Source organism: Staphylococcus pasteuri (assembly GCF_003970495.1).
Taxonomy (GTDB): domain Bacteria; phylum Bacillota; class Bacilli; order Staphylococcales; family Staphylococcaceae; genus Staphylococcus; species Staphylococcus pasteuri.
In genome coordinates this window covers 1-843 of sequence record NZ_RXWW01000092.1, presented here as the reverse complement: position 1 = coordinate 843, position 843 = coordinate 1, and the positions used below count along the sequence as shown (strand labels likewise).

Here is an 843-nt window from a genome sequence, read left to right as displayed (position 1 = left end):
AACTTATGGTTCTACAACTATCTTAAATAATATTAATTTTGATATGAATAATGGCGATATTATTGGTTTAATTGGTAAAAATGGTGCGGGTAAAACCACTCTAATGAAATTAATTGCTAAAATGCAACGACCTTCTGAAGGGACTATTTCATACAATAACCAAGATATACATATAAATGAAAATATACTTACTGACTTTGGTTTTATGATTAATCAAGTATATTTTCCTAATTATAGCGCGCGTCAAAATTTAGAATTTTATTTAAAAGTAAACAATCAAAATCAATATCTCGATAAAATAAGTGATATTTTAACTTTTGTTGCTTTAGAAGACAATAAAAAGAAGGTTAAAGACTATTCATTTGGTATGAAGCAAAGACTATGTTTAGCAATGTGCTTAATTACAGAACCTAAAATAGCAGTTCTAGATGAACCGTTTGTTGGTTTAGATCCAGTAGGTATTGATCAATTAATTCAACTTTTACAACAATATGCTGCAAAATATCAATCTATATTTTTAATTTCTAGTCATCAGATTAATGAATTAAAACAAATATGTAATCGTTATTTGTTCCTTAACAATGGTGAAATCAAAGAATTAAAATCTACACAATTTGAAAATCGACAATTACTTACATATACAAATCCAATAAAAGATATGCAATCAATCAAACAACAATTTGATTTTATTACGCATATAGATGGCAATACTATAGAAATTATTGACCAAGAAGATAATCTGAAATTAATTCAAAATTACATAGGTAATGATAATACTTTACTCAACATCAAAAATATTGAAGCAGATTATATATCATTATTTAAATAGTTAGGGGATTAAAC

1 protein-coding gene is annotated in these 843 nt (G+C 25.5%); it reads left to right on the top strand.

Annotated elements, in window-relative coordinates; translation table 11 throughout:
• Positions 1 to 829: ABC transporter ATP-binding protein (locus CD121_RS12100; RefSeq protein ID WP_143565119.1), on the top strand; the 829-nt coding region annotated here is incomplete at its 5' end.
• Positions 830 to 843: the final 14 nt, after the last annotated feature.